Annotated in this window: 10 protein-coding genes and 1 tRNA gene; 6 read left to right on the forward strand and 5 right to left on the reverse strand. The window is 37.4% G+C overall.

Annotated features, from left to right (window positions below):
- Position 1 precedes the first annotated feature (1 nt).
- Positions 2-75: transfer RNA gene (locus tag ACSHXM_RS19055), tRNA-Asn, on the reverse strand.
- A gap of 944 nt (positions 76-1,019) precedes the next feature.
- Here ACSHXM_RS19055 and ACSHXM_RS19060 point away from each other — a divergent pair.
- The 5 genes from ACSHXM_RS19060 (at position 1,020) to ACSHXM_RS19080 (ending at position 7,035) form a co-directional block, all read left to right on the forward strand.
- Positions 1,020-2,399, forward strand: a complete 1,380-nt coding sequence (locus tag ACSHXM_RS19060; RefSeq protein WP_435691487.1) for an MATE family efflux transporter — start codon at positions 1,020-1,022, stop codon at positions 2,397-2,399.
- Positions 2,400-2,401: 2 nt separating this feature from the next.
- On the forward strand, positions 2,402-4,423 hold the full coding sequence (uvrB, locus tag ACSHXM_RS19065; RefSeq protein WP_435691489.1) for an excinuclease ABC subunit UvrB: 2,022 nt from the start codon (positions 2,402-2,404) through the stop codon (positions 4,421-4,423).
- Positions 4,424-4,524: 101 nt separating this feature from the next.
- Positions 4,525-4,755, forward strand: coding sequence for a hypothetical protein (locus ACSHXM_RS19070; RefSeq protein WP_435691491.1), 231 nt, complete (start codon positions 4,525-4,527; stop codon positions 4,753-4,755).
- Positions 4,756-4,979: 224 nt separating this feature from the next.
- Complete coding sequence (locus tag ACSHXM_RS19075) at positions 4,980-6,680, forward strand: DUF5060 domain-containing protein (protein ID WP_435691493.1); 1,701 nt, start codon at positions 4,980-4,982, stop codon at positions 6,678-6,680.
- A gap of 91 nt (positions 6,681-6,771) precedes the next feature.
- Positions 6,772-7,035: a hypothetical protein gene (locus tag ACSHXM_RS19080; RefSeq protein WP_435691495.1), complete on the forward strand. Its 264-nt coding sequence runs from the start codon at positions 6,772-6,774 to the stop codon at positions 7,033-7,035.
- A 48-nt stretch (positions 7,036-7,083) separates the two neighbouring features.
- Here ACSHXM_RS19080 and ACSHXM_RS19085 read toward each other — a convergent pair whose 3' ends face one another.
- The 4 genes from ACSHXM_RS19085 to ACSHXM_RS19100 form a co-directional block, all read right to left on the reverse strand.
- On the reverse strand, positions 7,084-7,377 hold the full coding sequence (locus tag ACSHXM_RS19085; RefSeq protein ID WP_435691497.1) for a DUF2007 domain-containing protein: 294 nt from the start codon (positions 7,375-7,377) through the stop codon (positions 7,084-7,086).
- Between the two features lie 58 nt (positions 7,378-7,435).
- Positions 7,436-7,897 carry a nuclear transport factor 2 family protein gene (locus ACSHXM_RS19090; protein WP_435691499.1) on the reverse strand — a complete coding sequence of 154 codons (462 nt, stop codon included), beginning with the start codon at positions 7,895-7,897 and terminating at the stop codon, positions 7,436-7,438.
- Between the two features lie 213 nt (positions 7,898-8,110).
- On the reverse strand, positions 8,111-8,527 hold the full coding sequence (locus ACSHXM_RS19095) for a DUF3995 domain-containing protein (RefSeq protein ID WP_435691501.1): 417 nt from the start codon (positions 8,525-8,527) through the stop codon (positions 8,111-8,113).
- A 131-nt stretch (positions 8,528-8,658) separates the two neighbouring features.
- Complete coding sequence (locus ACSHXM_RS19100; RefSeq protein WP_435691503.1) at positions 8,659-9,777, reverse strand: FAD-dependent oxidoreductase; 1,119 nt, start codon at positions 9,775-9,777, stop codon at positions 8,659-8,661.
- A 133-nt stretch (positions 9,778-9,910) separates the two neighbouring features.
- On the opposite strand from ACSHXM_RS19100, the gene ACSHXM_RS19105 reads away from it, so the two are divergent.
- Entirely contained in the window at positions 9,911-10,489 is a 579-nt protein-coding gene (locus tag ACSHXM_RS19105) for a TetR/AcrR family transcriptional regulator (RefSeq protein WP_435691505.1), read from the forward strand.
- Positions 10,490-10,704: the final 215 nt, after the last annotated feature.

Here is a 10,704-nt window from a genome sequence, read left to right on the forward strand (position 1 = left end):
GCTCCCCCTCCCCGACTCGAACGGGGGACCTGCGGATTAACAGTCCGTCGCTCTAACCAGCTGAGCTAAGGGGGAACTATAGTGTTGTTGAACTTCAATCAAGTAATTAAACTTGGGTGCTTTTCAACGGTGGCGAATGTTAATGAGCAAGCCGCTCTGTGTCAACACTCAAATCAAGTATTTTTCGATCTTTTTATCAAATTGTATTTTATCTAATCAATTGTTCAAAATGTGACATCAAACTGGCTATTTTTTAACTGTTTTTTAAATATAAATTTAAATTTCTTGTCAAAAAAATATATAAGGTTTTTAAAGATCCTTTTTACCTGTTGTTATAGTAATTAGTTATTAATAATTTGTTGAGTACTGTATTAGTAAACAGTGTTTAACAAAACTGTAACCTTAAACGGCATGACAAAAGGTTAGTGTGTACTAACGTTAATTAAATGCGATCACTTGTCTAAACTGCGCCAAATAACGTGCTGGGCTAGTTATCCACCAAACCTGTGGATAAGTGTGTGAATTAAAATGTTTCAATAAAAGATTTGAATCAGTAATTGATGTCAATAGCTTAACCTTAAAATATATAAAAATAATTAAATATTCTTATTTAACAGTGGGTTATGAGTATTTTTAAAATATTGATTAAAGATTAGACTTTAGTCGCAATAAATTATTAATAGCTTGTGTGTTGTTTTTTAAGAGAAATTTAAAATTATCTAAGTATCAAGTGTTTTTATTGTTTTTTTTTAGCAAATATTTGCTGATCTACCGTTGACATTCAGATCAGAATTAAATAAATGCTAACAAAAACGTCAATATAACGACATTGGACTGTCTCTAATTTGAGACATGTTTGGTTTTTGCAAATTTTTACAATTATGTAACAAGACTTAGAGCAAATATCCGCCATGGTGTAATAAAATTCGGGTATTATGGTTCTAATGAGTAGTTGAACATTCCTGATGTTGTTTCACATAAGTTACTTCATCATACCGTCATGTAAAGTGAGATATATATTGAGTTCTACAGCTAGCCAATCTCGATCCACTGATTTATTGAATAATGACATTGCTACAACCTTACGCAAAATGACTATGCCAATGATAGTGGGTATGATCATGTTGATGACATTTGGTTTAGTCGATACTTTTTTTATTGGGTTGTTGGGCACCCAAGAGTTAGCCGCCATTAGTTTTACTTTTCCTGTCACCTTTACCGTTATTAGTTTAAATATTGGATTAGGTATAGGTACCTCTGCTGTTATAGCTAAATTTTTAGGGGCCGGTGATAATACTAAAGCTAAAGAGACCGCTACTGGTGCACTAATGTTAACCTTCGTGTTAGCCATTTGCCTTGCCATCATAGGTGTTTTTACCATTGAACCAATCTTTAGAGTGCTTGGTGCGGATGACAATTTATTACCCTTAATTAAAGAATATATGGTGGTTTGGTATGCCGCCGGATTGTTTCTTGCCATGCCTATGGTGGGTAACAGCGTACTAAGGGCTTCTGGAGATACTAAAACGCCTAGTTATGTGATGGCGTTTGGTGGTTTTGTAAATGCCGTGCTTGATCCTTTACTCATTTTTGGCTGGGGACCCGTGCCAGCGCTCGGTATTCAAGGGGCGGCAATAGCAACTTTAATTGCATGGGCGATAGGCCTTTTCTACATTTTGTATTTATTAGCCTTTAAGCGCCATTTGATGGAACCCAAAATATTAAATTGGACAGAGCTAAAACGTAGCTCTGGTGGCATATTAAAAATTGGTTTGCCAGCCGCGGGTGCAAATATGTTAACGCCAATTGCCATTGGTGTGGTAACAGCAATTGTTGCAACCTATGGTAATGCTGCAGTGGCGGCGTGGGGAGTAGGGGGGAGGTTAGAGTCCATTGCTTGTATTGTTGTTTTGTCTTTATCTATGTCTTTACCGCCATTTATTAGCCAAAATTTTGGAGCGAATAAACTAAATCGAGTCAATCAAGCGTACACCCTATGTATTAAATTTGTGCTTGGTTGGCAGTTATTGATTTTTGGCATCATAGCCTTGTTAGCCCCTTATTTAGCTGCAATTTTTACCAACGAAGCGGAAGTGGCCGACACCATTGTTTTATTCTTGCTTATTGTGCCATTAGGTTATGGTTTTCAAGGTTTGGTTATTTTAACCAACTCTTCTTTTAACGCCATGCACATGCCAATGTCGGCATTGATATTAAACATTTTACGCTTGTTCCTGTTTTTTATTCCTATTTGTTACCTAGGGAGTATTTGGTATGGACTTTGGGGAATATTTTGGGCCACAGTTATTGCCAATTGTTTAACGGCAGTGGTGGCTTATGCCTGGTGTAAAAATATATTAAATAAGAAATTTAAACATAGTGATGAGATCGTTAAGTAGATATGAGTAGAACATTCAAAGTCAGTTCGCCTTATTCTCCAGCTGGAGATCAGCCTAAAGCCATAGAAGCTTTGGTAGAAGGTTTAGAAGATGGTTTAGCCAGACAAATTTTATTAGGGGTAACGGGTTCTGGTAAAACCTTTACCATGGCTAATGTGATTGAAAAGTTGCAAAGACCGACTTTAATCTTGGCTCATAACAAAACCCTAGCGGCTCAGCTTTATGGAGAAATGAAAGAGTTTTTTCCTAATAACGCCGTTGAATACTTTGTTTCTTATTATGATTATTACCAGCCTGAAGCTTACGTCCCCTCTAGTGACACCTTTATAGAAAAAGACTCGTCAATTAACGAACACATTGAACAAATGCGTCTTTCGGCGACGAAATCTTTAATGGAAAGAAAAGACGTTATTATCGTATCGAGTGTGTCAGCTATTTATGGTTTAGGTGATCCAGACTCTTATATGAAGATGCTGGTGCATTTTCGCCAAGGCGACATAATGAATCAGCGTGACATTCTTCGTCGCCTTGCTGAAATTCAGTACACTCGTAATGATGTGGCATTTGAACGAGGCACATTTCGCGTACGTGGTGACGTGATTGATGTGTTTCCTGCCGATTCAGAACGTGAAGGTATTCGAGTGGAGTTGTTCGATGAAGAAATCGAACGTATTAGTATTTTTGATCCTCTCACTGGAGCCATTGAAAAAACAGTGACCCGGGCCACGGTTTTTCCGAAAACCCACTATGTTACCCCCAGAGAAAAGATCCTCGATGCTATTGAACATATCAAAGTCGAATTAAAAGAACGAAAAGAGCAGTTAAAGTCGGTTAATAAATTAGTTGAAGAGCAGCGTGTATCTCAGCGTTGTCAGTTCGATATAGAAATGATGCAAGAGTTAGGTTACTGCTCGGGTATCGAAAACTATTCTCGTTATTTATCTGGCAGGCCACCAGGGGATCCACCTCCCACTTTGATCGACTATTTTCCTGCCGATGGTTTGATGTTCATAGATGAGTCACATGTTACTGTTTCGCAAATCGGCGCTATGTACAAAGGTGACCGTTCACGTAAAGAAACCTTAGTGGAATATGGATTTCGATTACCTTCAGCCTTAGATAACCGGCCGTTAAAGTTTGACGAGTTTGAGCGCATTAGCCCGCAAACCATTTATGTGTCGGCCACTCCCGGAAAATTTGAATTAGCCAATGTGCCCGAAGAAGACATAGTCGAGCAGGTGGTTAGGCCTACTGGCTTACTCGATCCGCAAATTGAAGTGCGCCCAGTGGCCACTCAAGTGGATGATCTTTTGTCAGAAATACATAAGTGTGTGGCATTAAACGAACGGGTGTTAGTCACAACCTTAACTAAACGTATGTCTGAAGATCTAAGTGATTACTTAGATGAACACGGGGTAAAAGTTCGTTATTTACATTCAGATATCGATACAGTTGAACGTATTGAAATTATTCGCGATTTACGAATTGGTAAATTCGATGTGCTGGTGGGAATTAACTTACTTAGAGAAGGTTTAGATATGCCTGAAGTGTCGCTGGTGGCGATACTTGATGCAGATAAAGAAGGGTTTTTACGCTCAGACAGATCATTGATCCAAACCATAGGACGAGCCGCTAGGCATTTAAATGGTCGGGCAATTTTATATGGCGATAGGATTACTGGTTCAATGCAACGTGCTATGGAAGAGACCGACCGCAGACGAGAAAAGCAAGAAGCCCATAACCTTGAGCATGGCATTACCCCAATGCAGTTAAATAAACCTATTACCGATATTATGGATGTGGGTGATGGAAGTGAGTTTGAAGAAGGCAATAAAGTTAAACTCAGACTTGTTTCAGAAGGTAAGAAAAAGTATCAAACCTTAAGTACACCTCAACTATTACAAAAAATAGCAGAGTTAGAAAAGATCATGTTTAAAGCAGCTAAAGAGCTAGAGTTTGAAAAAGCTGCCAGTTTGCGAGATGAAATAGAAGAATACCGAGCGCAAATAGTGAAAAATGCTTAAATCTTGCTGTTTAAAGCTAAGTAAGGGTTAAATCGTTAGCTTGATTTTATAAGGTAGATTATCTACTCTAAAAACGCTTATTACATTTAAAGGATTGAACCATGGAATATAGAAATAAACTATTCGTTGTAGCGGTTACTGCGTCATTGGCAGCTTGTTCGTCAACAGAGTCGACTATTGCTAAACGTGATTCGAATGATTCGTTGCAAGATGTCACTTACACCAACCCAATTGCTAAAAGTAAGCAACATTGGGCGCCAACAAATAAAATATCAAGAGGGGAAGCTAGGAAGGCCGAAACCTTACGAAAAGATAGAGAAGGCATACGCTAAACTCTTCTCAAAAGCCTTGTATGCCAGTACAAGGCAAGCGTTTCTAAATCAAATAAATCAAGCCAAGCATCACATAATCTTTTATTCATCATTCATTTATACACTCCTTTCTGATGGTTTAAGTTTTTATATTTAAACTGACATCGTCTTATATAAATTTTGTTCTTGCCTTACTTTTTTAAATCATACAATATGAAATAGTGCGATTTAACCACAAGATTAAAATGAACGAGATAATGATGAATATAAAACTTGTCAGGCCGTGTATTAAATTCCCTTTATGTTTACTGCTGTTTTTTACTACCATGGTGCTAGCCCAGCCTAGCAGTCAGCCCAACAGTCAGCCTAGCAGCCAGATTAAAAGTCAGGCTAAAGTCATAGCCAAATGGGAGGTGCTGGATATACCTGTAAAATTGGATCAAGATATTCAAAAACCTTTTCAACGAACGGCAAACGCTATTTTTACTCATGCCAGTGGAAAAACTAAAAAGGTGCCTATTTTTTATAATGGGGATAAGCAGTGGTTAATTCGATTTTCGGCTAGTAAAACCGGTAGTTGGCAATATCAAACGCAAAGTGACGTATCTAGCTTAAATGGCTTAACAGGCAAAGTTACCGTTGAAGAAGCTCAGGCTGATAACCACGGCGCGATAGTGCTGAACAAAGATTACCCACAGCATTTTTTCTATGAAGATGGTACGCCATATTATGCAATGGCCTTTGAGTTAGATTGGCTTTTTGCGCTAGATTATCAAAACGATAAAGGTGTGCCCAAAACCGACCATATGTTGTCGTTAATTAAAGATAATGGTTTTAATCAAGTTGTGATGACAGTTTATTCCTATGATGTACGGGCTGAATCAGAACCTCTTTATTGGCGTAAGGATCCTAAATTAGCCAATCATCCAGAGCATGAGTTTGGCTCCCCTAAAGACATTTTTCCATTTTTGGGCACTAACCAAAAGCCAGACTTTTCGGCGCTTAATGTGGAGTTTTTCAAAAAGTTTGACCGCACTATTCAGTCTCTACATGATAAACGCATCGCAGCACATTTAATGATATATGTGTGGAATAAGTTGGTGAGCTGGCCTGCCCCTAACTCTGAAGCTGACAATATGTACTTAGACTATGTGATAAAACGTTATCAAGCTTACCCAAATATTATCTGGGATATCGCTAAAGAGGGTTTGTTTTATGACAGAGATGAAGACTACATTAAAAGTCGTTTCGAGCGAGTGAACAAACTTAATTACGCTGATCGTATGTTAACTATTCACGACTACGGATTTTGTAATCGTAATCCAGAGTTAGTGGACTTTATTTCAATCCAAGATTGGAAATGGAATATATATTCCAACACGGCCAAAGCGGTACAAAAGTTTAAAAATAAGCCTGTATTTAATATCGAACATGGTGGGTACGACGAGTCTCCCTATAGAGTGTTTACTGGGGATTACACCGATCCAGAAGTTAATTTAAGAAGAAATTGGCACATTATTTTTGCCGGGGCCTATAGTACTTATTATTGGCAGGCGGCTGCTTGGAACGTGATTATTTATAATCCTTTTCAACAAGATGAGTCGTTTATAAAACCCAAGTTTAACTATTATCAAAATATAGCTAAGTTTTTTGCTGAGTACCCTTTTCACAATTTTGTATCTAAGCCTGAAAAATATGGCAGTGCGTTTGGCTTAGAATCTTTAGATGGGGATACTCATGCGATATATGTGCATAAAGACATTTTTCAAACGGGTAAAGGTCGCAGATTATTTAAACCTCAAGATGGGAATAAATATCAAACCCAGTGGTTTAATACCTTAACGGGTGAATTTACGCCGTTAAAAATAGTCGAAGCCGAAGAGCAGTTTATCTCACCATGGAGAGGGAATGCTGACGCTGTATTAGTGGGAACTAAATTAAAATAAATACGGATTGATGAACGTAATAAACTTGTAGAATGACATAGAAACCCATGACTAAATCATTGGGTTTCTTCCCTAATTTAAGGTAGTGGAAATGTCCGAGCAGGAAAGGTCTGAGAAAAAACAAATTCTGATCATGAAGGTGTTTATTGGGATTGGTCTTTGTTTGTTATTACTTGGACATTATTTTATTGAATATGCCGACTTGCCAGCAAAAATGGGGGTGAATGGCATCATTATCTGCGCTGTATGTATCGCTTTTGGTTTAATATTTTCTTTACCCACAAAAATGTATTTAACCTTTTTACTGGTTCGTCGAGAACAACGTAAGAAAAAACAAAATCCTAAAAAGAATTAAAAAGAGGGGAGTTAAATTGGCTAATTAGTACAAGCAAACAAACTAAAACTAAGTGTGTTCTGACTGGCAACTCCAGCAGATTTCAAATGAGGCTGTGTTGTTTTCATTGCACTTTTTACACACCCAATCTTGACCATCATCATTAGCAGCCGACGCTAACAAATTAATTGCTTGGTCATAATCTGAATCGTTAACCCAAATTTCAATAGCAATAGCATGTCCAGGCACAGCGCTTCCCGCTGTGAATTCGTTTTTTAATTCAACAGCAATACCAGAGCTTTCTAGTAAGTTTCGAGAGTTGATTGCTAATAGGTTGTTTTGGTTGGAATAAACTTGTTTCATGTTTTACTCCAAATCTATTTTTGAGCCGAGTACTTTGGTTAGGTTAGTTTTTATATTCTTAATTTTTATATTCGGTTAGCACTATATTTTTTGGTAATTTCTCAGGCTTTATTTTAGTTGAATGTAACATTTGAATTTTCCACTTATTGGCATCTTTAATGAGTACGGCACTTTCAAGCCAAACGACATCTTTAGTCAATTCACCTTTTGTAAAGGTGGCTTTATTCCAATAACTCACCCAAGCAAAATCACCACTACTTTGTGTTTTGACAACATTAAAATAATTCTTCCTAACGTAATTTGAAGGTTTAATCACATTAATAAGGTCATTCATATCCCAGTCTTCACCGTCTTCTAATAGCTGAAAGTCTGCAGTGACTACAGCCTTCATTTTTGAATGATTGACTTGGGATATTGCTGAAAATAGGTCTTGAACCGCTTTAAAAGGAGCATCTTGTGCATATGTTGAGGCACTAATTATTAGTGAAATAAAAATGATTAATTTCTGTATCTTACCCATGAACATGCAGCTCCATTTAAATACTCTATTAGGTGAAATTTACATAAGAGTTTATTAATGAGACCTCACAAGGCCACATTGCTTATAAGTTAGACTACCTTTAAAGCGCAGAAAATCCAATGCCTACAATTTTTTCAAAACCGATTAACGACAATGTGCCAATTACGGACGGTAGTGCAGCCCTATTAGCAGTCCCGTTATTGTAAAGGCTTGTTATGTACCATATCTAGATAATACTCCGTACGATATTCCTAAAAGAAGAGCCAATGGTGAAAAATACTTAGTATCTAATTTAGCGAAATTACTGTTATACACTTTTTTGAAAAAACCAATATACTTAAAATCTCCTATAGCTCGAATGATAAAAATAGCAGAAACAAGATAGCCAATGTAATGAATATAGTTTTTCAATAGCTCTAAGGGAGAAACCAATTGAATTGCTAAAACTGAAAGACCAAGCAACATTACAGCAACAACAAATATCAGAGTGCTGCTTGGTATAAAATCTTTATCTCCCTCTAGGCGCGGTCCTGCGGACATCAATCCATGTTTACCGCCAAAAGCCCAATAAAAATGCGAAAATGCAACAATGAGCATAATGAACGAAACAATTATAGATAATGCAAACATGATTACTCCTTAAAGTATATAGCGCCTCAATCAGAGGCTAATTAATGCTTGGTTAAAAATTTCTAGACCTATAGCTAAATGACCTAATTTTATGAAAAATAAATAATAAGCGTATTTTTGTTGTGTCATTATTACTTCCACGTTGTTGAATTGATGAATTGATTCATCCAGCGAACTTGTTGTTTAACCATCATGTTCATAGGGGCTAGCGACATAAGGAAAGCAATTAGCTTTGTAAATAATTCATTAGGATGATGAGCGATAGCACCAAACTGGCGACTGGTAGTTTGCATTTTTTTCACTCGGACATGGCGATGTTTTTTGATCGCTTGGGCGAGATTAGTTGTTTTTTCTGCTATTAAATTACTCAACACCATAGCGTCTTCCATCGCCAATACAGCACCTTGACCTAAATTGGGAGTCATTGCATGTGCCGCATCGCCAATAGCCACTATGTTGTCAGTTCCCCAATGAATTTGACGTTCTATTAGAGGGTGAGAAAGCCAGTTAGCGTTACTGAATTCCATGTGGTTTATTTCTGGGACCTGATAACCTTTCGATTTAATCCATCTAATACGTTGCTCTGTAGATGGTAAATCAAGATCTACCTGTATTTTCGAACAACTTGGTTTAGTTAATCTCATAACATGGTAAAGATAAACTTGATGTTCATTAATTGGCGCGAAACCTATACGTTGATCTCCAAACCAAAACTCTCCAGAGTTACTAATGGGTTGTTTGCTGTTTAGAATCGCTCGCCAGCACCAGTGGCCACTATTTAAGAATTCAGGTTCACTATGCAAATTGCTATTAATTCCGGCAGCATTTACGACATAATCAGCCTCTAGTGACTCTCTATTTGAAAGACTCACTTTATAACTAGCTTCATGTTTTTCGACATTAGTGATCTGAGTGCTTAACTTAATATTTTGTTGTAGAAGGCGTTTTAACAGTGCGTTTTGTAACTCTGCCCGGTGGGTCGCAAAACAGCTCATACCACTATGCTCACAATCAACTTTATTTACATTGCCGTAACTGCCTAACATCATTTGCTGAGCGTAAACCCCCGTTAGTTTTTTAAACAACTCCAAATGTTGCAAAATAGCTATGCCATTGTTTTGTAGAATTATTCCCGCGCCCACTTCACTTAACTCAGAGCTTTTTTCTATTATAAGGTAGGGAATGCCTTTAATATGCAAAGCATTGGCTAGTGTCAAACCAGCTATGCCTGCACCATTTATTATCACCATAATGTATAGCCCTATTTAACCTACCTGCGTAAACCTTAACATTGAGCGCGCTCAATGAGCAAGCTCATTTTGATTTCTTGTTTTTAACTAAGTAAACTGAGTAGCGAATTAATTGGATCAAACAAAGCAAGTAATGAGTAGAGAACTTCAAAAACAACAAACTAGGCAGCGCATCATTGATGTGGCTACCGAGCTATTTAAAGAGTATGGCTTTGAAAATATTTCAACAAGGCAGATAGCTAAACAAACCTGCATAGCCAATGGCACTTTGTTTTCTCATTTTGCCGATAAGCAAGTTTTACTTAATGTCATTTTTCAAGAAACTATTGCCGAAAAACTGAATAATCATATGACAATTGCAAGTAAAGAAACCTCTGGACGAAGTTACTTTTTATCTATGGCTAAGTTCTTTTACGAGTTTTATCAGCGAGACAGAAGGTTTTCAGAAGCTCTACTAAAAGGTTCTATGTCCGACATGAAATCATTTGAACCACAAATGATGATGTTTGTTGAGCAAATAGCCTACAAACTTGAATTGGATAAACCGTCATTAGATCTGACGCAAAGAATATCGATAGCAAAAGCATGGTTTGGCTTTTATATGTTTAACCTGTTAACAGGTTTGAGCCAACCACAAACCGATGCCCAAGACTGGTTAAATAAACTACAACAAGACTGCGACGCTTTGTTGTCAAGTTTAAGTGAAACCTAACGCCCCACTAACTTGAGGCTAATACGGAAGTTGCTAGTTAAGAGGAGAAAGAAAAAGGAACTTAAAAAATTTCAACGTCCGTTACTCGCTGTGAGTTCAATCGATCGAAGCCGTCATCACATCTTAATTTTATCTTTGTAGCTTTTGATTTACCGTGACTACAAATTCTCCATCAAATTTTGGCTTGTCTGATGGCCAGATATGGACATCTGGAC

It is taken from the genome of Paraglaciecola sp. (assembly GCF_051252315.1).
Classification (GTDB): domain Bacteria; phylum Pseudomonadota; class Gammaproteobacteria; order Enterobacterales; family Alteromonadaceae; genus Paraglaciecola.